Genomic DNA, 22,158 nt, shown 5'->3' on the forward strand with positions numbered 1-22,158 from the left:
GCTGGCCGCTGCCGACCCGGCGACCGACGCGCTGGGCTTCGTCGACTCCTCCGCGCGTTGCGCGGCACCCAGCACTGCGGTCGCGTTCGGCAGCACCGCGAACTCGCGGGTGGCGATCTGCAAAAACGCGGCCGGCCAGTACGGCTACCACGGTGTGCGGATCAGCGACGGCGCAAAATTGATCGCGTCCGCCTCAGCGTCCCCCGACGGCAGCTACGTCGCGAAGCAGGACGGCGTTACCTACACGGTCACATCGAGCGCGCTGGTGGTCAGCGACGCCAATGGAGTGATCCGCCGCGAACCGATGGTGTCGTACCACGGGCCGAAGACGACGCAGACCCCGGCCGCGACACCGCGCACGCCCGCCGCCGCGCCTCAGACCCAGACCCAGGCCGCGGCTCCGGCCCCGACGACCGCGACATCGACGGCACCGTTGCCGCCGCCGCTACCCGCCGAAGTCGGTGGCGGCAAGCACTAATTTGCTTGCGCTGCAGCCGAAATCGATTGGCTCACGGTGTAACTGTCGATTCCCTCGACACCGAGTTCACGACCGTAGCCGCTGTTCTTGACCCCGCCAAACGGCGCTGCCGGGTCCATGATGTAGCCCTCGTTGACGCCGAACGTGCCTGACCGCACGCGCGCCGCCACGCCGTATCCGCGATCGGTGTCGGCGGTGAAGACCGACCCGGCCAGCCCGTACTCGGTGTCGTTGGCGATCTGTATCGCCTCGTCCTCGTCGCGGTAGGAGATCACGGTCAGCACCGGGCCGAAGATCTCTTCGCGCGCGATCCGCATGTCGTTGTGGGCGCCGCCGAACAGCGTCGGCCGGACGTACCAGCCGGTGTCCAAGCCGTCGGGCATGTCGGCGCCGCCGACCACCAGGCGGGCTCCTTCGCTGCGGCCCGAGTCGATGTAGGCGCGGACGCGTTCTTGCTGACGCTGGGCCACCAACGGGCCGATCTGGGTGTTCGGGTCGGCAGGGTCGCCGACCGACATCGACTCCATCGCCGCCGCCAGTGCGTCGACGAATTCGGCCTCGCGGGCCGCGGGTACCAGAATCCGGCTCAGCGCGTTGCAGACCTGCCCGCTGTTGGCCAGGCTGGCCATCTGTATGCCAGTGGCCACGGCTGACGGGTCAGCGTCGTCGAGCACGATGGCCGCGGACTTGCCACCCAGTTCGAGGCTGACCTGCTTGAGGCCCGCCGCACACGCGAGCGCGACGTGGCGCCCGGCCGCCGTCGACCCGGTGAACGACACCTTGTCCACCCCGTCGTGGCCCACCAGTTGCTCGCCCACATCGCGCCCGCCGGGCACCACGTTCAACACCCCCGGCGGCAGATCTGCCTCGGCGACGAGGTCAGCGAGCAGCAATGCGTCGAGCACCGACTCGGGTGCCGGTTTGAGCACCACCGAGCACCCGGCCAGCAGCGCCGGAATGACCTTGGTGACGGTCAGGAACTGCGGCATGTTCCACGGCACCACCGCGGCGATGACACCGACCGGTGCCTTTCGGATCCGAATGTCCTTGCCGTACATGCCAGGACGGTCCTGCTGCCAAGGGTAGTCGGTTGCCATACCGCAGAAGGCCGACATCATCATCAGCGGCAGTCCGACCTGCGCCCTCTTGGCGAAGCTGATCGGTGCGCCGATCTCGGCTGAAATGAGCGCGGCCATGTCGGCCCGCCGTTCCTTGTAGACGGCAGCCAGTCGACCGATCGCCTCGATCCGCTCACTCGGCTGCATCCGCGGCCACGGCCCGGTGTCGAACGCCGCACGAGCCGCGTGCACCGCGCGGTCGACGTCGGCCGGTCCCGCGCACACCGCACGACCGATCTCGGCCTCGCTGTGCGGCGAGATCACGGTGATGACGGAATCACCTTGGGCGCCGTCCCATTTCCCGTCGATGAAGAGCTGGTCTCTCACCCACATATTTCTGCCATCTTCCGCTCTCTAAGTGTTGCGACCGCCGTTGACGCCGAGGATCTGCCCGGTGATGTAGCCGGCCTCGTCGGACACGAAAAACGCACAGGCGGCGGCGATGTCCTCCGGCCGGCCCACCCGCCGCACCGGTGTGCGGTTGATGTGGTCCTCCACGGTTCCACCGAGCAGGTGCCGGCTTTCCGCGCTGCGCAGCATCGGCGTGTCCACGAACCCGGGCGGAACAGCGTTGACCGTGATGCCCGACGGGCCGTATTCCAGCGCAAGCGATTTCGTCAGCCCGTTGACGGCCGACTTCGCCGCCACGTAATGCGCCATGAACGGCTGACCGGAATGCGCGCTGGACGATGAGATGTTGACAATGCGTCCCCACCCGGCCTCGACCATGTCGGGCAGCACCGCCTGGATGGTGTGGAAGACGCCGTTGAGGTTGACGTCGATCACCTTCGACCATTCCGGAAACGTGATCTTGGAGAACTTTCCGAAGCCCTCCACTCCGGCCGCGTTGACCAGCACCAGGATCGGGCCGAACCGTTCGCGAATCGCCGCGACGGCGGTGTCCACCTGCGCGCGGTCGGTGACGTCCGCGACGTGGCCGAACTCGTCGACGGCGGGCGATAAGTCGATGACAGCCACCTGAAATCCGTCGCTGCGCAATCGCTCGGCAACGGCGCGGCCGATCCCAGAGGCGCCACCCGTTACCACCGCCGTCTTCAAGCCGGCTACCGTCCCTTCTTGGCCGCTTTCCTGGGCGACTGCCCAAACCCCATGCCTATCATTCCGCGTCGATTATGGTCAAGCCCATGGACAGGCCTCCGTTTCGCTTCGCTGTGCAGGCGACCAACGCAGCCGGCGGACGTGAATGGCGCGAAACCGTTCGCAAGGTCGAACACCTAGGCTACTCAACGCTTTTCCTCGCCGACCACTATCTTGGCCCCGGTCCGGCACAGAAACTCGCGCGCACGCCTCGCCAAGACCTCGCCCCGATTGCGGCGATGGCCGCGGCGGCCGCGCTCAGCGAGACCCTGCGGATCGGCAGCCGGGTGTTCTGCATCGACTATCACGTGCCGGCAGTGCTGGCCAAGGAAGCGGCGACACTGGACCTGCTGTCGGACGGCCGGCTGGAGCTGGGCATCGGGGCTGGTTGGAGCGAAACCGAGTACAACGCAATGGGATTGACCTTTGACCGGCCGGGCCGCCGAATCGCCAAGTTGGCCGAGGTGGTGTCGCTGATCAAGGCGCACTGGGAAGGCGAGCAACTGGACTATGCCGGAGAGCAGGTTCAGGTGCGGGGCTACGCGGGCCGGCCCCGCCCCGTGCAACGTCCACATCCGCCGATCATGATCGGCGGTGGCGGCCCGCGGATGCTGTCGTTCGCGGGCCGGGAAGCCGACATCGTCAGTATGTCCAGCGTGCCGTTCGTGGCACGCGACGCCGAAGGTTTGGATCCGCACACCGTTGCCGCGCGTCGGATCGACGCCGTCCGGGCCGCGGCCGGCGATCGCTACAGTCGGCTCGAAATCGAGAGCTCGCCGTACTTCACGCAGATCACCGACGACGCCGAAGCCGCACTCGCGAACGCGGCTTCGTCGACCGGAATTCCGGCCGACGTGTTGCGCGAACATCCCAACGTCATGATCGGTTCGCTGGAAACCGTTGTGGAGATGCTGTATTCGCAACGCGAATCGCTCGGCGTCAATTACGTCACAGTGCAACAGTCGCAGATCGAGGCGTTCGCTCCGGTAGTGGACCGGCTCAGCGGCCGCTAAACCTTGACCGCCGCTTACAGAGCTGTCAGTATTTGGGCGATCGCTCAATGAAATGAGACAGCCCCATGGCAAAGCGGACCCGATACAGCGAATACCACGACCGGTACGCGAACTATCGACTCGAACTCTCCGATGACGGCATATTGCTCATGCAGTGCCACACCAACGGCCGCAGCCTGGTGTGGGACTGGCAGGCGCACGACCAAATGTCGGATGCATTCGCCGACATCGCCGGGGACCGCGAGATCAAGGTGCTCATCCACACCGGCACCGGCGAGAACTACAACGCCAACTGGGGACGGATGCCCAACGGCGACCCCGTCGAAAAGCCCGACTACCTGTTGATGCCCGGCACCCGCGGGCTGCACACGCTCGACGAGAAGGCTTGGTATGCACGGCACTTGATCACCAACGTGCTCGACGTCGATGTTCCGATGATCAGCGCCGTCAACGGTCCGTGCAATATGCACTCCGAGGTGCCGCTGCTCGGGGACATCGTGCTGGCCGCCGAGGACGCCTACTTCCAGGACGCATCGCACTTCCCGCGCGGCCAAGTCCCGGGCGACGGCCAGCACGTCATCTGGAGCTTTTTGGCCGGCCATACCCGGGCCCGCTACTTCCTGTTGACCGGCATGAAGCTCGGGGCGGCTGAAGCCAAAGAGTGGGGTGTGGTCAACGAGGTGCTGCCCAAGGACCAAGTCCTCGATCGCGCCTGGGAGTTGGCCCGCGAGTTGGTCAAGCGCCCACCGCTGACGCTGCGCTACTCGCGCCAGCTCTTCACCAACCCGCTCAAGCGGGCTTTCATCGACGAACTCGGACACGGGCTGGCTCGCGAAACCTACGCACAGCGAGCGTTCTTTCCGTTCGGCGGCGAAATGGCGCCGCTGGACCGGGCCTGGGATCAAGAACCCTGGAGCAACGGGGCGCCCGCACAGGAAGGAGCTCACTCGTGACCGGCATCCAGCAGCGACTGTCAACCGGCCGCGGCAAGTTCACCACCGACTACCCCGAACTCGGCACGGCCCCGGTCAACTACGAGGACTCGATCTCGCCGGAATTCTTCGCCGCCGAACGCGAAGCCGTGTTCAAGCGAAACTGGTTGTGCGTCGGTCGAATCGAGCGGCTGCCGCGCAAGGGCTCATACTTCACCCGCGACCTACCCGGCAACCTGGCGTCGATCGTGATCGCCCGCGACCTCGACGACACCGTGCACGCATTTCACAACGTGTGCGCCCATCGCGGCAACAAGGTGGTCTGGCAGGAACACCCCGGCCGGGAGTCCTCGGGAAGCTGCCGCGCCTTCTCCTGCAAGTACCACGGCTGGCGGTACGGCCTGGACGGCAAGGTCAACCACATCACCAACGAAGGCGAGTTCTTCAACCTGGACAAGGCCTCGCTGCGGATGCCGCCCGTGCACTGCGAGGTGTGGGCCGGCTTCATCTTCATCAACCTCGCCGACGACCCAGTTCCGTTGCGCAGCTTCCTCGGTGACGGCCTGTTGCCGATCGAGAACTACCCGTTCGACAAGATGACGCAGCATTACGGGTTCTCCACCCGGATCAACGGCAACTGGAAGCTCGCCGTCGACTCGGTGTGCGAGTGGTATCACCCGCCGTACGTGCACGGGCGTTTCATCGACCCGGACGTCGCCAAGGCCGAGATGATGGTGCCGCCCGTCGACTCGTATCACTACGAGCTGTTCCGTCCGCACATGCTCACCTCGGTCCCCGGCCCACCACCATTGCCGCCGCGCGAACCGGGCACCGCGGGGCCGGCCCGCCAGGACCAACGCTGGGTTTACAAGCTGTTCCGTGCAGGCCTTTTCGGCCCCGACGACGTTCCCGACATCGGGCTCGAGAACGACGGCGCCGATTTCCTCAACCGCGGCAGCATCGCCTCGTGGGGCAACGACCAGTTCTGGCTGTTCCCCAACATCTCCATCCAGATCTGGGCGCGTGGCTACTACATCACCTACACCTATTGGCCGGAAACCGTCGACTCGCACATCTACCAGATCGACCTGTACTTCGTGCCGCCGGCGAACGCCGCCGATCGCCTTGCGCAGGAGCTGGTGGTCGACAGCACGATCGAGTTCGCCATGCAAGATGTGAACACCATCGAAGCCACCCATTCGGCGCTGAAGACACGCGCGCAGAACACCTTTCACCTCAGCGATCAGGAGCTGCTCATCCGCCAGTTCCACTCGGTCATCCGGGACGCCGTTGGCGCCTACCAATCCGCGAAGGAGTCGTAGTGCCGATTTTGCGCTTGCCGCAAGCATTCTCCGATCTTCAGCCGTTCGTCGTCGACTGGGCGCTGCCGACCCGGGCGCAACGCTACGAGGCGCGGCTGTCGAAGCCTTTCGACGAGCTGGTCGCGTTCTACGACGCGGCGGCGCCGCGGGCCGAGGAGGCGATCGGCTATCTCAACGGTCTCGACATCGACGATTTACCAGACGATGCCACGACGCTGCTGCACCTGCTGTATTCAATGATCCTGGTCTCTTACGCGGTCAACGTGTTCAAGCAGAACCGCATCCCGGACTCGGGTGCCGCATTCTTCGAGATGGTCGCCGAGCCGGCCGTGTGATCCTGCCGTTGTGATAGGAACCGTAATGTGACCGCATCCGCACGACCCAAGGCACGCGACTCCACCACGCGCGACATGCTGATCGCCGCGACGAGTCAGATCATGGTCGAGGAAGGTTACGCGGCGGCCACCTCACGCCGGGTCGCGGCCCAGGCCGGGGTCAAGCCGGCCCTTGTGCACTACTACTTCCCCACCATGGACGAGCTGTATCTGGCCGTCTTCCGGATCGGCGCCACCATCTACCTGGATAGGCAACAAAAGGCGTTGGCCTCTGACCGGCCTTTGCACGCGTTTTGGGAGACCCTCATCGCACCGAAAGATACTCGACTGCTGTTGGAGTTCATGGGACTTGCCAACCACCGCAAGGACATCCGCGCGGAGATCGCAGCCTGGTCCGAACGCTGGCGCGAACAACAGATCACCGCACTGAACTTCATTGTTCGCGAGCACGACCTGGACACCGACGATTTCCCGCCGGCGGCGCTCGCCGTCATCATCGCCGCGATCGGACGGACGCTGATCCTCGAACAAGGGCTCGGCACCGCGGGCGGTCACGACGAGGCCGTCGCATTGGTGAACCGATTCCTGGACAAATTCGAAATGCCGCAGCCGAAGGGTCGGCGCGGCGCCGGCTAGGGCAGCACGATCCGCAGCTTCTCCCAGCCGCGGACGGTCGACGTCGACGCGAGTTGTGCTGTGTCGTAGTCGATGCCCCACTCAGGCCAGCGGTTGAGGATCTCGTCCAGCGCGACGCGGCCCTCCAACCGGGCGAGGTTGGCGCCCAGGCAGTAATGCACGCCCTTGCCGAAGGTGATGTGCGAGATGTTGTCGCGGTGGATGTCGAAGGTGTCGGGCTCGGTGTAGCGGCGGGGGTCGCGGTTGGCCGCGCCGAACAGCAGCAGCATCGCGCTGCCGGCCGGGACGGTGGTGCCGTAGCACTCGAAATCCGCTGCCATCCAACGGGCCACGTGCGGTCCGGTCGGTTCGAAGCGCAGCGTCTCATCGACGGTGCGGTTCAGCAGCGAACGATCCAGCTCAATCTCTCGCCGTTGGTCCGGGTGTTCCGCGAGCACCTTGGCCAGCCAGCCAATCAGTCGGCCCGTCGTTTCGTTGCCCGCGCCTGCGACCACCTGGGTGTAGTGCAGCACCTCTTTTCGCGTCAGCTTCCGGTGCACCCCGTTCTCGTCGTCGAACTCGACATTGAGCAGCGTGGTCATCAGGTCGTCGGACGGGTTCTTGGATCGCCATTCGACGTAGTCGGCGTAGATCCGGCCGTCGGCGATGGAGTCGGCGTTGGCGACCTTGAGCGGGGCGCCCGGTTTGGTCCGCAAGTTGGCGTCGTTGGCATCACGCACCGAAATCTGCTCGGATTCAGGTATTCCCAACAGCATTCCGATCACCCGCATCGGCATCATCGACGCGAGCTCGGCGATGATGTCGAACCCGTCCGAGCCGACCAGCGGATCCAGGCATCTGACGCAGTACTGCCGGATCTGGTCTTCGATGGCGGCCATCCGGCGCGGCGTGAACACCCGCGACATCAGCCCGCGCAACATCGAATGCTCGGGCGGATCCTGGAACATCATCACGCCGGCCGGCATGTCGAATTTCGACTTGACCAACTCCAGGATGTCGCTGCGGCGACTGGAGAAGACCTGCCAGTTCGCCAGTGCCCGCTCGACATCGGAATGCCGGGAGATGGCCCAGAAGTCGTACTTTTCGTTGTAGTAGATCGGCGCTTCCTCGCGCAGCCGCGCATAGGTCGGGTAGGGATCGTTGTTGATGCCCGTGTCGTACGGGTCGTAGTAAACGTCGGTCTCGTGCGCGATGGTCATCGATGCTTCCCTTACTTCAGGCAGCTGCCGGCGTCCACCGGCGCACCGGCCACGAACGCGACTCTGCCGTCCATCCGGCCCATTTGAAGCCTCCGAACAATTATTGGGCGATCGCCCAATTTCGGGCGCACGCCATGTTTAGCAGCCGCGTACTGACGACGTCAAGGGCTCGCGACGGTGGGCCGGCATGGTTGTGTAGCAATCGGGTACACGTCGACCGACTTAAACTGTGATCAGGGCTTTGGTTCGACACGAGCAGGAGCAACAACGATGAACACCAACCGGACCACCACGATGTTGCGCGGCTCGGCTGTCGCGCTTTCGCTATCCGCTGCGATTTTCGGCAGTGCCGGCACGGCGCGAGCAACCGAGCCGGGGTATTTCTACAACAGCGACAACAGCATGCAGGTCATTTACGGCGGTGGGGCCGGCGCCATATTCGCGACGGTCGTCGATGCCCGGAACCCTGAGGGCGTCACGGAATTCTGCCAGTATCACGCTGTGGGCGTTCAGGGCACGCCGGCACTTCCCTACAATCGCCAGACGACGGTCACCGGGCCGAACCCCTCGGCACCGATAACGATCATCTTCCAGCAACTCGGCGGGCATTACTCCGTCAACGTGACCTGCAACGGCACCGGCAATTCGGCCGCTTTCTCTCCGGTTATCTACTGATCCAACAGCTCCGACACAAGCTGTACAAAGTTGCCACTTAACACCGAGCCCGGCGTTAAAGTGCTGTTCGTGAGCAGAAATCGGTTAGCCAGCGGACGGGGCCGCTGGTTGGGATTCGGTGCCACCCTCGCCGTCTCTGCTGCCATGCTCTACGCCCAGAGCACCGAACCGGCGTGCTGCGCTACGAAACCGACGGCATCGGTGCCCAGCCCAACCCCTGTCGCGCAGGCCCAACCTGCGCCTCCAGCGCCTGTTCCCGCTCCGCCGCGCATCGCCACCGCCGCCGAGGTGCAGTCGTTGACGGCTGATGCTCCCACCACAGCGCAAAGCTTCCTGGTCACGTTGCCGGCCGGCGTGGCGCCCGAGAACGGGTTGCAGGTCAAGACCATCTGGGCGGCTCGCGCGATCAGCCTGCTGTTTCCGCAGATCAGCACAATCGGCGGGTACCGCCAGGACGCGCTGAGGTGGCACCCCAACGGCCTGGCGATCGACGTGATGATCCCGAACCACAATTCCCCCGAAGGTATCGAGCTCGGCGACCAGATCGCCGGGTTTGCCCTGGCAAACGCCAAACGGTGGGGCGTCGACCATGTGATCTGGCGACAGAAGATCTATCCCGGTCTCGGCAAGCCGAGCTGGACGGCGAACATGGGGAACGAAACCGCCAACCACTACGACCACGTGCATATCGCCACCAATGGCGGTGGCTATCCGACGGGCCGTGAAACCTACTTCATCGGATCGATGGCCCCGACGCCCCCGGCCTGATCGACGCGCGGCGTGGGCGCTATCGAGGGATGGCCGGAACGCACTCAGCGGTCTGATCCTGCTGGGCCGGTAAACTAGCGTGACCACCGAGAGCATGGAGAAACATGAAACGACCGGTCTTTCCCGCGATCCCTGTGGCCGCTTTCGGCATCCCGGTTGCGGCGACGATCCTGGTTGCGCCTTTCGCTCACGCGCAGACTGCCATCGAGGATTCGTGCAAGAGCTCCGGCGGTCAATACACCCAAAGCCAGGTGAGCTCGCATTTCGGGCAAGATGCGCAGCTTCAAGAGACATGCTGCACCAACAACAAATGCGTGACGTACACCAACGGGGTCCAAGGGCCTACCTACGGCGGTTAAACGCCTGACTGCCCATCACTCGCCTAACCTCTCCCATCATGGCCGCGACAAGCCGGCCATCGCTAGGTAGAGGGAGATTTTCGTGGGACGAGTCGAAGGCAAGGTCGCGCTGATCACCGGCGGTGCCCGCGGTATGGGCGCCGAACACGCGCGCCTGTTGGTCCGCGAAGGGGCCAAGGTCGTTATCGGCGACGTACTCGACGACGAAGGTCATTCTGTCGCAAGAGAACTCGGTGATGACGCGCACTATCTCCGCTTGGACGTAACACAACCGGACCAGTGGGCTTCGGCGGTCGCCGAGACGGTGCAGTGGTTCGGCCACCTCAACGTCCTGGTGAACAACGCCGGCGTCGCGGGCCGGAAAACGGTGCGCAAGTTCGAACTCGAACGCTGGCGCCACACCCTCGACGTCAACTTGACCGGCACTTTTCTGGGTATCCAGGCCGTGGTGGATGAAATGATCTCCTCCGGCGGGGGCTCGATCATCAACATCTCGTCGATCGAAGGGCTGCGGGGCGCCCCGTTCGCGCACGCGTACGTCGCCTCTAAGTGGGCAGTGCGCGGACTGACCAAATCGACCGCGATCGAATTGGGGCGCTACAACATTCGGGTCAACTCGGTCCATCCCGGGTTGGTGCGCACGCCCATGACCGCACATTTTCCCGACGACATCGTCGCCGCGCCGCTCGGCCGCCCCGCTGAGCCCATCGAGGTGTCCAATCTGGTCCTCTATTTGGCCAGCGACGAATCCTCCTATTCGACAGGCTCGGAGTTCGTGGTCGACGGCGGAGTCACCGCCGACACCCCCAGGAAAGACCTGGCGTCCTAGCAACCGTCGATCTACTGACCGCCCCAGATGCGAAAAGCCTCGCGGCGTGCGTGAATTGTGGCACGCCGCGAGGGCGCGGTTTAGCCAGGCAAAGGGGTAATCCGTGTCCGACAAGACGCCCGACGACATTTTCAAGCTCGCCAACGATGAGCGCATCGAGTACGTCGATGTCCGCTTTTGCGACCTGCCGGGAACCATGCAGCACTTCACCATTCCGATCTATGCGTTCGACGGGAGCGTCTTCGAAGAAGGCTTGGCCTTCGACGGCTCGTCAATTCGCGGATTCCAGTCCATTCACGAATCCGACATGTTGCTTCTTCCCGATCCAGAAACCGCCACCATCGACCCGTTCCGCACCGCTAGAACGCTGATCGTGAACTTCTCCGTGCACGACCCGTTCACGCTCGAGTTGTATTCGCGCGACCCGCGCAACGTCGCCCGTAAGGCGGAGAACTATTTGGTCAGCTCGGGCATCGCGGACACCGCGTACTTCGGCCCGGAAGCCGAGTTCTACATCTTCGACTCGGTCAGTTTCGACTCAGCCACGAACGAATCGTTCTACAAGGTGAACGCGGCATCGGGGTGGTGGAACACCGGAGCAGAAAACGAGTCCGACGGCAGCCCGAATCTGGGCTACAAAGTCCGCCCCAAAGGCGGGTACTTTCCGGTGGCTCCCACCGACCACTACGTCGACCTGCGCGACGAAATGCTGACCCATCTCACCAACGCGGGCTTCTGTCTGGAGAAGGGTCACCACGAAGTCGGCAGCGGGGGCCAGGCCGAGATCAACTACAAATTCAACACGCTGCTGCACGCAGCAGACGACCATCAGATGTTCAAATACATCGTCAAGCAGACCGCGTGGCAGGCCGGCAAGTCCGTCACGTTCATGCCAAAGCCGCTGTTCGGTGACAACGGTTCCGGCATGCACTCGCACCAGTCGCTGTGGAAGGACGGCGTCCCGCTGTTCTACGACGACGCCGGGTACGCCGGCCTGTCTGACACCGCGCGGCACTACATCGGCGGTCTGCTGTATCACGCCCCTTCGCTGCTGGCCTTCACCAATCCCACGGTCAACTCCTACAAGCGCCTAGTTCCCGGGTACGAGGCGCCGATCAATCTGGTCTACAGCCAACGCAATCGCTCGGCCTGCGTGCGCATCCCGATCACCGGCAACAACCCGAAGGCCAAACGGCTGGAATTCCGTTGCCCTGACGCGTCGGGCAACCCCTATCTGTCGTTCGCAGCGATGATGATGGCGGGCCTGGATGGCATTGAGAACAAAATCGAGCCGCCTCCCCCGATCGACAAAGACCTCTACGAATTGCCACCCGACGAGGCCGCCGACATACCGCAGGCTCCGACCCAGCTGTCCGCGGTGATCGACCGACTGGAAGAAGACCACGAATACCTCACCGCGGGAGGGGTTTTCACGCCCGACCTGATCGCTACATGGATCAGCTACAAACGCGACTACGAGCTCGCGCCGTACAACCTCCGCCCGACCCCCTACGAATTCGCGCTGTACTACGACGTGTGAACCACGCATCAGTGCAAGACTGGCGGGCACGAAAACATGGGCGCAGGCTGCGATCGCCGCAGCGGCAATCAGCTGCTGCGGCGCGCTGTTTGCTGCGACCGTCGCTGCGGATCCGCCGGACTTCGAGCTGAGCCATCATCCGGCGCCGTCGCTGGCCCCCGGTGTCGGCATCGGCATCTACGACGCCGACAATCAGCCCGTCGATACCTGCACCGCCGGATGGCTCATCCACGATGCCAACGGTCAGCCCGGCGTGCTGACCGCCGGGCACTGTGATCGCGACGGCGCTGTCACGTATTTCAACGAGACCAAAGGCTTTCAAGTGGTCGGGTGGTTCAACCACAAGGTCTACGAAGGCGACCACGGCGTGGACGACGACATCGCCGTGCTCGGTATAGGTAATTCCACGAACGGACCGCCGGTGCCCACCGACACACGCATTATCGGGATCCGGCCGGTGACCATGGCTGTCGACGACAGTCGTCTGGCCAGCGGCCAGCAACTATGTCACTACGGCCTGATCAGCGGCGCACGGCGCGGTGGGCCGGAATGCGGCCCGATTGTCGACGTGCAGCCCACAACGGTGCGATTCCGCGCCCACGTCGACAAGGGCGACTCCGGCGGACCCGTCTACTATCGCAACGCCGACGGTACCGCCACCCCGGTCGGCATCACCATCCGCGCAGGCGAAGCCGGCGGCACCGTTGCCGAACTCATCGACCCCTGGATGAAGCGCTGGCACTTGGTCCTCGACGGCTCCTGACCGCTCAGGCGTCGTCGGGGTCAGGCGCCCACCGGGGCAGGCGCACCTCTGGTCGGCGCGTGGAACGCGCCGCGGCAAGTGCCAACGCGCTCTCGCCGTTGATCGCGGTCAGCGGTGGCGGCTGGCCCTTGCGAAGGGTCGCGATCAGCTCGCGATACGGTCCGATGAGATAGACGGTGTCGCCCGCGCACAATTGAGAATTGCGCCTCGGCCGCAGGCTCACCGGCCCTTCCGGCCGGGTGATCGCGATGACGCGGGTCTGGGTGGACATGTCGACCATCCGCAGGCCGTCAAGCTCGCTGCCTTCGGCTACCAGCATCGCGCCGACCATGAAGGAACGCTGACCGACCCAGAAGGTGCCCAGTACCTGCAGGCCCATGGCGGCGCCGATGAACCACGGGGCCGCCAAATCCACGATCGAGCGCACGTTTTCGAAACCGAACTGCTGGTTCACTGCGGCGCCGAGGGCACGGCCTTGTACACGCATCACAATCGGCTGCTTGGTGTCGGGGCCCAAGATCTCCAGCAGGACGATGCCGGTCCGGATGTTCTCCATATCGTCCTGGGTGACCACCGCCATCCCCCGGGCGCGCTCGACGCGTGCCGACTCCAGGGTCTGCCGCATTGTCGAGTCCCCGAAGATCACCGGCACGTCGAGTTCGGCTGCGGTCGAAAGGAATCGGTTGTTCTCGTCTTTCTCGATGACGACGACGTCATATCCGGCAGCGGTCAGGTCGCTGACCACGCGGATGCCGATGGAGCCCAGCCCGACAACGACGATGTGGTCACGCATGTGCTTGGCGCGGCGACGTCCGGCCGTCTGCACGAAGCGTCGCGAGAGCAGCAGGTCCGCTATGAACGCGACGAGGATTGCCGTGACGATCGCGCCGCCGAACATCAACCCGACGGCAAACAATCTCAAGAAGCGGGACTGCTGGCCGAAGCTGAAATCGCCGTATCCCACCGTCGTGATCGTCTCGGCGGCGAAGTACAACGCGTCGAGCCACGACATCCGTGGCTTCTCGTAGGTGAACCGCACCAAGGCAGTCGAACCGAGAGTGAGGAACAGCGCGAATGCCAGCGAGGGAAAGAGCAGTGGATTCACGTCGTCGTACATGGAACGCACCGCATCGACGAAGCGTCGGACCCGCGACTGGCTTGACCGGGTCGCAGTCGAAGGCGGCACCGCGATCCCGCGGGCTTCCAATTCTTCCTTGACGCCGATCATCGAGGTCCAGTCGCCTTTGTAGACCTGTAAATCCCGTCCCGGACAAGGCACCACCTCGCCGGGTGCGGGTGAATCCTTACCGTGAACCACTGCCACCGGTGCGAGGTCGTTGTAGATGTCGCGCAGCGTCCCTTCCTTGGTCGCTTCGGATCCCCAGACAACGAATTCCATTCCGGCCGTTTCGAACTGGTGTGCGTTGCGCGACAGAACCGCCTCGACGACCGAGGGTGTGGCCAGGTCGGCGACGTTCAGGATCGCACCGGGTCCGCTGATCGCGGCGACCGCGTCGCGCAGCACGTTGTCGGCGATGCGCGCCACCACGCGTACGTTCGGGCTGTATCTCCTGGCCAACAGTGCAATCTCGAGATTCACCGCGTCATTGGGTCCCGCGCAAACGACAGCGCGCGCACGGTGCACGCCGGCGCCGAGCAGTTCGGCGGCGGAGTTGATCCGGATGATCCTGGCGCCGGCGCCGCGCAACTCGTCGATGATGGTGTTGGCGAGTGGATCGTCACCGCAGACGATGATTTCACGGTGAAACTGGAAGACCTCGCCCATATTGCGGCAACCACCTACGTTGATGCTTCGGCTAATATCCCCTATGACTATCGGCCACAACGCCGATCAGCGCTACCGGAACCAACAGCGTTGTCCCGCAGTCGGAGTCGTTAACGCAACAGACTCGACCCGAGTTTGTCACGCATACGAAATAGTTCAGTAGTAGCCAAGTGATACTTTTCAGCCGAGTAGGCGGTAGCCGACACCGCGGATCGTCTCAATGGTGCTGATGTCGAACGGAACGTCGACCTTGCGACGCAGATAACCCACGTACACCTCGACGACATTGTCAGGACCCGCATAGTTCGCATCCCACACATTGCGCAAGATCTCGGCCCTGGTCAGCACCACGCCCTTGTTGCGCATGAAAAATTCCAGAACCCCATATTCGCGCGGAGTCAACACAATCGGCGTCGAACCACGTCGAACCGTATGCTTGGTGGGGTCAAGGGACAACGAACCCGCGGTCAACATCGCCGGCCGCCGTAACCGGTAGCCGACACCGCGGATCGTCTCAATGGTGTTGGTGTCGAAGGGAACGTCGATCTTGCGACGCAGATAACCCACGTACACCTCGACGACATTGTCGGGACCCTCGTAATTCGCATCCCACACATTGCGCAAGATTTCGTCCTTCGTCACCACCACGTCCTTGTTGCGCATGAAAAATTCCAGAACCCCATATTCGCGCGGAGTCAATGCAATCGGCGTCGAACCACGATGGACCGTATGCCGGGCGGGGTCGAGGGACAACGAGCCCACGGTCAACACCACTGGTCGCTCCGGTGCGCCGCGGCGTATCAGAGCCCGCAGCCGGGCCACGAGCACCGGAAACGAGAAGGGTTTGGTCAGGTAGTCATCCGCTCCGAGGTCGAACGCATAGGTCTCGTCGTTCTCACCGACCCTGGCGGTCAGCATGAGCACCGGTGTCCACACGCCCTGCGCTCGCATCCGGCGCAGCACCTCATACCCGCTGTAGCCGGGGAGCATGATGTCCAGCACGACGACGTCGAAGCTATTCTCAGTGGCCTCGCGAAGGCCGTCGATGCCGGTCCCGACGGACACGACGACAAAGCCCTCGGCCTTCAGCACGATCGACAGAGTCCTTGACAAGAGAGGGTCGTCCTCGACGAGCAAAACCCTCACGCCAGGACGCTACTTGGTTCGCGGTGTACTCGAACCATGCAATCGAAACGTCCGGGGCGCGGCAGCATGACAACCAGAAACCCAACCACGATGAGCCCGTTGAACTGCGTCGTTGTCAACATCTTGACGGATCGCAGACCCAGAGCGGCCGCCGGCCAGCTCGGTACAGGCATGCCCCATGACAGCGTTCATCGGAGTGATCCTTGGTCTCATCGAATATCTCAGGCAGCCGTGCAACAACCCCGCGGCTCCCAGCGTCGGCTCCATGCATACGGCAGCGGCGCTGAGAAATCGCTGAGACCAACGGCGCCCGCTGAGAGCTTCGCCGCGAGACGCTAAGCGGGGTCGACGAAGACCGGCGGCTCTCCTGACATTCCGGCCACTACGGCGGCTAGCTGATTGGGTTTACCGATCAGCCCGGTTTGCAGCTCGGATTCGCGTTTGAGGGCAGCGGCGGCGTCGTCGCTGGCCCACGTCTCGTCGTAGAGGCGCTTGGCGGCCCGCACGGCGTCTGGAGACTTCTGCGCGATCTCCTCTGCGAGTGCCAGTGCCGACGCCAGCGGATCGTCACTGTTTCGCGTGACCAATCCGAGCGCCAAAGCCTCACTCCCAGAAACGATCCGGCCGCTGAACGTCAGCTCCTTCGCAACGTCGATACGGACCAGTCGCGGAAGCGCCTGCGTGATGCCCATGTCGGGGACGAGGCCCCACTTGACCTCCATGATCGACAGCTTCGCGTCCGGCGCAGCGATCCTGATGTCGGTGCCCAACGCGATCTGCAGGCCGCCGCCGAAGCAGTTCCCGTGAATCGCGGCGATCACGGGCGCCGGCACCAAGGACCAGTCGTAGGCCACGCGCTGAGCGAAGTTGGCCAGCCGGTTGCTGTCGCGCTCCAGCAGCACGCCGGTACCGCCCTGACCGGACATGAAGCTGGCGATATCCAGACCGGAGCAGAAGCTCTTCCCCTCGCCGTGCAGCACAACCGCGCGAACCGACGCTTCGCCTGCCAGCCGGCCCGCGGTATTCATCAAGGCCTCGAACATGGCCTGGTCAAGCGCATTGTGCTTGTCGGTGCGCACCATCGTCACCGTTGCTACGCCACTGGCGCCGATCTCCACGTGAACTCTGTCTTCGGACACGCTGGGGAACTTACCAATCCGAGATCAACTCCGATGCGAGGAGCTGAGATCACGTGTAGCCGGGCCTTCGAGCAGCGTGCCATCCGGCGCGAAGCGCGACCCATGCAGCGGGCATTCCCATGCTTTGTCTGCGTCGTTCCAGTTCACAATCCCCCCGAGGTGGGGACAAACCGGCGAGACGCGATGCTCGGCGCCGTCGACCTGACATCTGGCTTCCAGATGCCAGGGCGGTCCGCTGACCACGCCGCCCTCGTCCTCTTGGGGGGTGCGACGGCCTATGCGCGCCGCCGGGGTGATCCATCCCTTGGTCAGATTGAAGCCGACCTCAAGGTTTGACTGCATCGCCGTTCGCAGACCCGAGAGTTCGTGCGGGCTCCAGCTGGCAAAGGCGCGTGACCAGTCCATTCGTCCGCCGAGCAAGCGACTGGACAGCGCGAGCGCCGCGGCGGCGCCATTCGTCATTCCCCACTTGTTGAAACCTGTTGCAATGAAGATGCTTTCGTTGCCCGGCAGGATGGGGCCAACGTACGGCAGATCGTCGATCGGCGTGTAATCCTGCGCTGACCAGAAATGGGTCTGCTGTGCTCCCGGATAGTGCGAGGTCGCCCACGCCGCCAGTTCTTTGAGCGCCTTGGATGGGCTCTTCTCGCGACCGACGACGTGGCCCCCACCGCCGACGATCAACCGCTCACCGTCGGCGACGGGCGCGTAGCGCACAGAACGCGTGGGCGAGTCCGTCGAAATCATCATCGGCCGGGTGATGTCGCCAGGGACTTTGAAAGCGAAGCAGTAGGACCGACTGGGCTTGACGCGCGCGAAATAACCGCCGCGGTCGAGGATCGGAATCCCCGTGGCCAATACCACCTGCGCGGCAGCACATTCCACCTCCTGCTGCGCGGCGTCGTTGGCGTGGACGAGCAAGTTGTGTCCGTGGCCGGAGACTCGCCGCACCCGCGTGTGTTCGACCAACCGTCCCCCGTGCGCGAGCAGTTCGGCGGCCAGCGCGTCTAAGAATGACATCGGATCGAATTGCGCTTGCTCGGCCAGGCGCACTCCGCCGTGATACGGAAACGGAACGTCAGCGTGGGCTTCCCACGTAGCGGGCAGGCCCACTGCTTGGCACGCCTTCAACTCTGCGCGTGCGGATGCCACGCCGTCGCCCGACTGAGCGTAGGTATAGGCATCTTCGCGCTGCACCCGTACCCCATGTGACCCGCAGTGGTCGAGCACCCAACTTTGGCCTTCACGATTGCCGTCCACGTAGGCACGCGCAATGCTCTTGCCGTGCTTCGACAGGATCTTCGAAAGGTGGCTGCCTTGAAGCAAACTGACCTTGGCGGTGGTGTTTCCTGACGCGCAGGCGCCGACGGTGCGAGCTTCCAGCACTACGACGTCCTTGCCGGCGCGAGCCAACAGAACCGCAGTCATCAATCCGGTGATTCCGGCGCCCACGACGACGACGTCGGCGCTTCGACTACCAACGTCACCAAATTCACTTGCGGTCCAAGGCTGTTCGACTCGGCCGCTCAGCCATAGAGACGTCATGAGCGAGCTAGTACCCCGCTGATGCTGGCGGAAAACTTCGCTCGACGACGCGAACACCGGTTGAGGGTGCTGAGACCGCGCACGGGCAACAGGGCGAATAACTCACCGGCGCGCGGGGTGTGCGGCTGTATGAGACCGACGGCGGCGTTTCTCAAGTCCGGTGTCGCGACGGCGGTCTTCGTCCGCTTCTCCGCCGTGGTGGGTTCCCGTGGATCGGCGGACACCGTGCGAGACACTCGCGGGTTGCCGCAGCCGGTGTTGCGTTACCAGGCGGGGGAGTCTTCGTCGGGCCAGACGTGTCGAGCGTCGTCGACTCGCTCGTCACCGGCCGGGAGGAGCACGGGGTGTGGGATCGATTCGTCCCGGCTGACGTCCGGGTTTGGCGACCCCGTCAAAGGTTCTGGCAAAAAATCTCGTCAGGGTCTTGCCTGACTCTCTGGTAGCTGCTATATCAAATGTATGCCATTTGGCACACATTTGATGTGGATCTGACACTAGATTGGAGAGTTGAGGTGGCGACCATGTTGATGCGAACCGATCCATTCCGTGACCTTGACCGCTTCACGCAGCGCGTGTCGGGGACCGCCGCACGACCGGCGATCATGCCGATGGACGCCTGGCGTCAAGGCGAAGAGTTTTTCGTCGAGTTCGACCTGCCCGGGATCAGGGAGGAATCGTTGGACCTCGACATCGAACGCAATGTGGTGACGGTGCGTGCCGAGCGCCCCGAAGTTGATCCGGACAGAGAGATGCTTGCCACCGAGCGCCCCCGCGGAATATTCAGTCGGCAGCTGGTGCTGGGCGAGAACCTGGACACCGACCGGATCGAAGCGTCCTATGAGGCAGGAGTGCTCCGACTGCGGATCCCGGTGGCCGAGAAGGCCAAGCCCCGCAAGATCGCGATCGGTCGCAGCAACGGTCACCAGGTCATCAACGCCTGATCGGCCGGCGGCTGGGCACGGGGAGCCGATGACGATGCCATACCTCGATACCTTGGCGGAGCCGACGGCCAGCGAGAACGCCGGCGGCGCACAGCCAGAGATCCGGTGCCTGGATTGTGACACCGCGTCGCTTTTCGCCGAGGTCGAGGCAATCTTGCGTGCGGCGTCACCCTCTGCCCATCAGCCACCGGCACGACCGGTCACTGGGTGCGCCCTCATGAGGCCCCGGTCGGCTAGTCGGTCCTACGGCGCAACGGTGCGCCCTCGGCTCGCACCAGCGCGGCACGTCCGCGCGCTGCAACGCGGCCCTCCGACCCCGCCCCGCGACCAACATCAACAGCTGAGGTGAAAGGAAGGTGATGGCATCACCACAGACATAGCCGAGTTGCCCGCTGCCCCCGGCCACACCCCGGGCGCGCCTCCCACTTCGTCGAGGACACGCCAATGCCCAACCAGGCAGCACCACCGGGGGCGGGCAGCAGGCCCTTCACGCCGGGCTGGCAGCAAAACTCAACCCCGGCGACTTACCCCGAATGAGGCACTCAACGCGAAGGAGCTAGCCATGATCGAATCGGTCATCGACATTGACGCCGATCTCGCCGACTGGATTGAACAACGCCAAACAGTGCCCTCCGCCGACGAAGACTATCCACACCAAGGCATTTCGCAAACCTGGTCGGCTGACCTCGTCGCGCATTAGTCGCTTCGGTTTCGAGTCCGCACGATACTTCAGAAAAACCTGCCTGCGTCAGGGCGCTGCGTTCAGCGCGCGCCACCACTATTGACAGCCACGCCGGAGGTGCTCGATAGCCAACGTTTAAACCGACATTCATCCGGTTACATGCTTCACCGTCGAGGCCCGGGCGGGCTCACCTATCGAAGGAGTGCATAAGCGATGACAGGTCGGAGGCTAATCATCCTCGCGAGCGCGGTACTTTTCATCGCCGGAGCGATTGGCTTGTTTGTGCCCGTTACGATCTCCGGAGGTATTGGGTGCGGTAACGCCGTGTACTCCGACGTCTCGGCCGCACGAGCCCAGGACAACCAAAATATCGGGAACTCCCCGGTCGTCCAGCAGATTCCCATCGCCAACCAACTGGCCCCTAAGAGCCAGTTCGTGTCCGAATGCAACTCAGCGCTGGCAACGCGGCGTTTGTGGACCATTCCGTTGACCGCGGTGGGCATCATTGTCGCCGGCGCGATATTCCTGCGGCGGCCGAGAACCGCCGCGGACAGTATCTGACGTTCCGTCAGCCTTGCGTCGTGGGCTCGGGGCCACACCGTTCGGCGATCGGTAACCCGAGAGGCAGCCAATGACCAGACATCCGCAAGAGGTCGATAGTCCGCTGACCGTCACCCGGGACACCACCGCGACCCGCGAGCAGGTTTGGGCCGTGATCTCCGACGGATGGACATATTCGCAATGGGTCGTCGGCAATAGCCGGATGCGTGCAGTCTCCCCGGACTGGCCCAACGCCGGAAGCACGATCCAGCACTCCATCGGTGTTTGGCCGCTGTTGCTTAACGACCGGACGGTGGTCGAGGATTGCCGTCCACTCGAGCAACTCGTGCTGCTGGCCAAGGGTCGACCGTTCGGCAAGGCTCGTATCACGCTGCGGCTGTCGGATATCGACGGCGGCGGTTGTCGCATCGAGATGGCCGAGATTCCCGTCGGTCTGCCGATGGGTTGGGTGCCAGACCCACTCGCGCTGGCCGCGGCGTTCCCTCGCAACCGGGAATGCACAGGGCGGCTTGCCGCGATTGCCGAACGCCGGAGCTCCGGTTGACCTAGGTTCACAGACATCAAAACGGCCCCCGGATCTCCGGGGGCCGTTTCTACTAGTAGCGGGGACAGGATTCGAACCTGCGACCTCTGGGTTATGAGCCCAGCGAGCTACCGAGCTGCTCCACCCCGCGACGGGTGAATATCAGGCTACCGAACGCGCGCGAGGCCGCCAAATCGCGCGCTGACCGGTGCTGCCGGGCCGGGTCAGTGTGACGGCGGACTCAACCCGTACCGCCGTCGGATGTCGTCCATCCAGTCCGGATCCCCGTAGGTCAGCCCGTATTTGTCGGCCAGCTCGCCGAACTCGGGCATCTCGTGCAGGACTTTGGCGACCGGATCGCTCGCATGCTCGACGAGCAGCTCGCCGAGCTCCCGGAAGTAATTCTCGAATCCGCCCGGGGTGATGATCTCGACGATGCGGCCTGGTTGGCTGCCGGCGTTCCACATCGCGTGCATCTGCCCGCGCGGCTTGGTGATGTAGCCGCCGGGCCCGAGGACGACCTCACTGTCGTCAGAACGAAAGCCGATCTCACCTGCCAACACGATCGAATGCTCGTCCTCGCGGGTATGGCGATGCGCCGCGGTGAGCAAGCCGACCGCGAACGGATGCTCGACGATGGAGACCTCGCCGCCGTTATTGCGGCTGGATAGCTTGAACACGGCCCCGAAACCCGGGAGCGCTACGTACTCCCCTTCTCCAGGCTTTACCACCGACACCGGAATCTGATTCTTATCGGTCATCGGTATACC

The 22,158-nt window shown here is 63.9% G+C and carries 23 protein-coding genes, 1 tRNA gene and 3 pseudogenes; 17 read left to right on the top strand and 10 right to left on the bottom strand.

Annotation, left to right across the window (positions count from 1 at the left end; all coding sequences use genetic code 11):
- On the top strand, nt 1–478 hold a 478-nt coding region (locus WAO18_RS23685; protein WP_422208666.1), incomplete at its 5' end, for a hypothetical protein.
- Here WAO18_RS23685 and WAO18_RS23690 read toward each other — a convergent pair.
- Both WAO18_RS23690 and WAO18_RS23695 read right to left on the bottom strand, forming a co-directional pair.
- Nucleotides 475–1,929: an aldehyde dehydrogenase gene (locus WAO18_RS23690; protein ID WP_422208667.1), complete on the bottom strand. Its 1,455-nt coding sequence runs from the start codon at nt 1,927–1,929 to the stop codon at nt 475–477. The two genes, WAO18_RS23685 and WAO18_RS23690, sit on opposite strands and share 4 nt — an antisense overlap.
- 21 nt (nt 1,930–1,950) lie before the next feature.
- A complete protein-coding gene (locus tag WAO18_RS23695) occupies nt 1,951–2,655 on the bottom strand; it encodes an SDR family NAD(P)-dependent oxidoreductase (RefSeq protein WP_422208668.1) in 705 nt (234 codons plus the stop codon).
- 86 nt (nt 2,656–2,741) lie between these two features.
- Here WAO18_RS23695 and WAO18_RS23700 point away from each other — a divergent pair, with 86 nt between their 5' ends.
- The 5 genes from WAO18_RS23700 to WAO18_RS23720 all read left to right on the top strand — a co-directional run bounded on the left by WAO18_RS23700 (nt 2,742) and on the right by WAO18_RS23720 (nt 6,932).
- Nucleotides 2,742–3,707: a TIGR03621 family F420-dependent LLM class oxidoreductase gene (locus tag WAO18_RS23700; protein ID WP_422208669.1), complete on the top strand. Its 966-nt coding sequence runs from the start codon at nt 2,742–2,744 to the stop codon at nt 3,705–3,707.
- Nucleotides 3,708–3,772: 65 nt separating this feature from the next.
- Complete coding sequence (locus tag WAO18_RS23705) at nt 3,773–4,660, top strand: enoyl-CoA hydratase/isomerase family protein (protein WP_422208670.1); 888 nt, start codon at nt 3,773–3,775, stop codon at nt 4,658–4,660.
- Nucleotides 4,657–5,961, top strand: a complete 1,305-nt coding sequence (locus WAO18_RS23710; protein WP_422208671.1) for an aromatic ring-hydroxylating oxygenase subunit alpha — start codon at nt 4,657–4,659, stop codon at nt 5,959–5,961. The genes WAO18_RS23705 and WAO18_RS23710 overlap by 4 nt, the downstream gene beginning before the upstream one ends.
- Before the next feature lie 8 nt (nt 5,962–5,969).
- Entirely contained in the window at nt 5,970–6,296 is a 327-nt protein-coding gene (locus WAO18_RS23715; RefSeq protein WP_422208692.1) for a hypothetical protein, read from the top strand.
- A 75-nt stretch (nt 6,297–6,371) separates the two neighbouring features.
- Complete coding sequence (locus WAO18_RS23720; protein WP_422208693.1) at nt 6,372–6,932, top strand: TetR/AcrR family transcriptional regulator; 561 nt, start codon at nt 6,372–6,374, stop codon at nt 6,930–6,932.
- Here the strand turns inward: WAO18_RS23720 and WAO18_RS23725 are convergent.
- Nucleotides 6,929–8,131 (bottom strand): cytochrome P450, encoded by a 1,203-nt coding sequence (locus WAO18_RS23725; RefSeq protein ID WP_422208672.1) that lies wholly within the window; start codon nt 8,129–8,131, stop codon nt 6,929–6,931. The two genes, WAO18_RS23720 and WAO18_RS23725, sit on opposite strands and share 4 nt — an antisense overlap.
- 270 nt (nt 8,132–8,401) lie before the next feature.
- Between WAO18_RS23725 and WAO18_RS23730 the strand changes: the two genes are divergently transcribed.
- From WAO18_RS23730 to WAO18_RS23755, 6 genes are all read left to right on the top strand, one after another.
- A complete protein-coding gene (locus WAO18_RS23730) occupies nt 8,402–8,806 on the top strand; it encodes a hypothetical protein (protein ID WP_422208673.1) in 405 nt (134 codons plus the stop codon).
- Between the two features lie 69 nt (nt 8,807–8,875).
- The gene (locus WAO18_RS23735; RefSeq protein ID WP_422208674.1) at nt 8,876–9,574 is read left to right on the top strand and encodes a glycoside hydrolase; all 699 of its coding nucleotides are present in this window, start codon (nt 8,876–8,878) and stop codon (nt 9,572–9,574) included.
- A gap of 104 nt (nt 9,575–9,678) precedes the next feature.
- Nucleotides 9,679–9,933, top strand: a complete 255-nt coding sequence (locus tag WAO18_RS23740; protein ID WP_422208675.1) for a hypothetical protein — start codon at nt 9,679–9,681, stop codon at nt 9,931–9,933.
- A gap of 82 nt (nt 9,934–10,015) precedes the next feature.
- Entirely contained in the window at nt 10,016–10,762 is a 747-nt protein-coding gene (locus WAO18_RS23745; RefSeq protein WP_422208676.1) for a glucose 1-dehydrogenase, read from the top strand.
- A gap of 103 nt (nt 10,763–10,865) precedes the next feature.
- Entirely contained in the window at nt 10,866–12,302 is a 1,437-nt protein-coding gene (glnA, locus tag WAO18_RS23750; protein WP_422208677.1) for a type I glutamate--ammonia ligase, read from the top strand.
- A gap of 253 nt (nt 12,303–12,555) precedes the next feature.
- Nucleotides 12,556–13,065 carry a hypothetical protein gene (locus WAO18_RS23755; protein WP_422208678.1) on the top strand — a complete coding sequence of 170 codons (510 nt, stop codon included), beginning with the start codon at nt 12,556–12,558 and terminating at the stop codon, nt 13,063–13,065.
- 4 nt (nt 13,066–13,069) lie between these two features.
- On the opposite strand, the gene WAO18_RS23760 is transcribed toward WAO18_RS23755, so the two are convergent.
- The 5 genes and pseudogenes from WAO18_RS23760 to WAO18_RS23780 all read right to left on the bottom strand — a co-directional run bounded on the left by WAO18_RS23760 (nt 13,070) and on the right by WAO18_RS23780 (nt 18,681).
- The gene (locus tag WAO18_RS23760) at nt 13,070–14,851 is read right to left on the bottom strand and encodes an NAD-binding protein (RefSeq protein ID WP_422208679.1); all 1,782 of its coding nucleotides are present in this window, start codon (nt 14,849–14,851) and stop codon (nt 13,070–13,072) included.
- A gap of 180 nt (nt 14,852–15,031) precedes the next feature.
- Nucleotides 15,032–15,334, bottom strand: a pseudogene (locus tag WAO18_RS23765) (winged helix-turn-helix domain-containing protein); the annotation flags it as partial.
- 3 nt (nt 15,335–15,337) lie between these two features.
- A pseudogene (locus WAO18_RS23770) lies at nt 15,338–15,997 on the bottom strand (response regulator transcription factor); the annotation flags it as partial.
- A gap of 335 nt (nt 15,998–16,332) precedes the next feature.
- The gene (locus WAO18_RS23775) at nt 16,333–17,136 is read right to left on the bottom strand and encodes a crotonase/enoyl-CoA hydratase family protein (protein WP_422208680.1); all 804 of its coding nucleotides are present in this window, start codon (nt 17,134–17,136) and stop codon (nt 16,333–16,335) included.
- Nucleotides 17,137–17,160: 24 nt separating this feature from the next.
- Nucleotides 17,161–18,681: an FAD-dependent oxidoreductase gene (locus WAO18_RS23780; RefSeq protein ID WP_422208681.1), complete on the bottom strand. Its 1,521-nt coding sequence runs from the start codon at nt 18,679–18,681 to the stop codon at nt 17,161–17,163.
- Nucleotides 18,682–18,822: 141 nt separating this feature from the next.
- Between WAO18_RS23780 and WAO18_RS23785 the strand changes: the two are divergent.
- The 5 genes and pseudogenes from WAO18_RS23785 to WAO18_RS23805 form a co-directional block, all read left to right on the top strand.
- Nucleotides 18,823–18,924, top strand: a pseudogene (locus tag WAO18_RS23785) (catalase); the annotation flags it as partial.
- 278 nt (nt 18,925–19,202) lie between these two features.
- Nucleotides 19,203–19,622 (top strand): Hsp20/alpha crystallin family protein, encoded by a 420-nt coding sequence (locus tag WAO18_RS23790; protein WP_422208682.1) that lies wholly within the window; start codon nt 19,203–19,205, stop codon nt 19,620–19,622.
- Between the two features lie 562 nt (nt 19,623–20,184).
- Complete coding sequence (locus tag WAO18_RS23795) at nt 20,185–20,322, top strand: hypothetical protein (RefSeq protein ID WP_422208683.1); 138 nt, start codon at nt 20,185–20,187, stop codon at nt 20,320–20,322.
- A gap of 195 nt (nt 20,323–20,517) precedes the next feature.
- Nucleotides 20,518–20,865 carry an aminopeptidase gene (locus tag WAO18_RS23800; protein WP_422208684.1) on the top strand — a complete coding sequence of 116 codons (348 nt, stop codon included), beginning with the start codon at nt 20,518–20,520 and terminating at the stop codon, nt 20,863–20,865.
- A gap of 70 nt (nt 20,866–20,935) precedes the next feature.
- Nucleotides 20,936–21,409 carry an SRPBCC family protein gene (locus tag WAO18_RS23805; protein WP_422208685.1) on the top strand — a complete coding sequence of 158 codons (474 nt, stop codon included), beginning with the start codon at nt 20,936–20,938 and terminating at the stop codon, nt 21,407–21,409.
- A gap of 56 nt (nt 21,410–21,465) precedes the next feature.
- Here the strand turns inward: WAO18_RS23805 and WAO18_RS23810 are convergent.
- Both WAO18_RS23810 and WAO18_RS23815 read right to left on the bottom strand, forming a co-directional pair.
- Nucleotides 21,466–21,539: transfer RNA gene (locus WAO18_RS23810), tRNA-Met, on the bottom strand.
- A gap of 73 nt (nt 21,540–21,612) precedes the next feature.
- Nucleotides 21,613–22,149, bottom strand: a complete 537-nt coding sequence (locus WAO18_RS23815; RefSeq protein WP_422208686.1) for a cupin domain-containing protein — start codon at nt 22,147–22,149, stop codon at nt 21,613–21,615.
- Nucleotides 22,150–22,158 lie beyond the last annotated feature (9 nt).

It is taken from the genome of Mycobacterium sp. (assembly GCF_049278535.1).
GTDB lineage: Bacteria > Actinomycetota > Actinomycetes > Mycobacteriales > Mycobacteriaceae > Mycobacterium.

Coding starts and splice junctions, on each gene's coding strand:
- WAO18_RS23690 (WP_422208667.1), bottom strand. CDS start 1,929: ATGTGGGTGAGAGACCAGCTCTTCATCGACGGGAAATGGGACGGCGCC.
- WAO18_RS23700 (WP_422208669.1), top strand. CDS start 2,742: ATGGACAGGCCTCCGTTTCGCTTCGCTGTGCAGGCGACCAACGCAGCC.
- WAO18_RS23705 (WP_422208670.1), top strand. CDS start 3,773: ATGGCAAAGCGGACCCGATACAGCGAATACCACGACCGGTACGCGAAC.
- WAO18_RS23720 (WP_422208693.1), top strand. CDS start 6,372: ATGCTGATCGCCGCGACGAGTCAGATCATGGTCGAGGAAGGTTACGCG.
- WAO18_RS23725 (WP_422208672.1), bottom strand. CDS start 8,131: ATGACCATCGCGCACGAGACCGACGTTTACTACGACCCGTACGACACG.
- WAO18_RS23730 (WP_422208673.1), top strand. CDS start 8,402: ATGAACACCAACCGGACCACCACGATGTTGCGCGGCTCGGCTGTCGCG.
- WAO18_RS23740 (WP_422208675.1), top strand. CDS start 9,679: ATGAAACGACCGGTCTTTCCCGCGATCCCTGTGGCCGCTTTCGGCATC.
- WAO18_RS23760 (WP_422208679.1), bottom strand. CDS start 14,851: ATGGGCGAGGTCTTCCAGTTTCACCGTGAAATCATCGTCTGCGGTGAC.
- WAO18_RS23780 (WP_422208681.1), bottom strand. CDS start 18,681: ATGACGTCTCTATGGCTGAGCGGCCGAGTCGAACAGCCTTGGACCGCA.
- WAO18_RS23790 (WP_422208682.1), top strand. CDS start 19,203: ATGTTGATGCGAACCGATCCATTCCGTGACCTTGACCGCTTCACGCAG.
- WAO18_RS23795 (WP_422208683.1), top strand. CDS start 20,185: ATGATCGAATCGGTCATCGACATTGACGCCGATCTCGCCGACTGGATT.
- WAO18_RS23800 (WP_422208684.1), top strand. CDS start 20,518: ATGACAGGTCGGAGGCTAATCATCCTCGCGAGCGCGGTACTTTTCATC.
- WAO18_RS23805 (WP_422208685.1), top strand. CDS start 20,936: ATGACCAGACATCCGCAAGAGGTCGATAGTCCGCTGACCGTCACCCGG.
- WAO18_RS23815 (WP_422208686.1), bottom strand. CDS start 22,149: ATGACCGATAAGAATCAGATTCCGGTGTCGGTGGTAAAGCCTGGAGAA.